Here is a 371-nt window from a genome sequence, read left to right on the forward strand (position 1 = left end):
TTTTGGTTTGTTGTCGCCGGGCGACGTCGGCCCGGACGGCAGTGTGAAGTTTTTTGTTCAGAGCAATGGCGCTCTGCAACTTCTCTCCGACGTCATAATGGCTAATGAGGTGGCGGTGGATGGGCGGACGGTTTACTGGAGAAGCCAGAATGCGTTGGGTCATTTGTCACATCACGTAACGCACACCGACCCTAAAGGCCAAACGTCGGTGAGTGTGGAATAGATTTTGAGCAGCGGTCTGGATCAGAGCACGGCCTCGCTCTCGCCGCAGTTAGCAGGCTATAGCGGCAACGTTACTGAAGATACTGGCAGACACAGCTATATGAAACTGAACGTCAATTTTGCCAAAGCCAACAGACTGACCTTTATTC

Annotated in this window: 1 protein-coding gene; it reads left to right on the forward strand. The window is 52.3% G+C overall.

The window, feature by feature from the left end; translation table 11 throughout:
* On the forward strand, positions 1 to 223 hold a 223-nt coding region (locus A6013_RS27475), incomplete at its 5' end, for a hypothetical protein (protein WP_217629512.1).
* Positions 224 to 371 lie beyond the last annotated feature (148 nt).

It is taken from the genome of Enterobacter sp. IF2SW-B1 (genome assembly GCF_001743375.1).
Classification (GTDB): domain Bacteria; phylum Pseudomonadota; class Gammaproteobacteria; order Enterobacterales; family Enterobacteriaceae; genus Enterobacter; species Enterobacter bugandensis.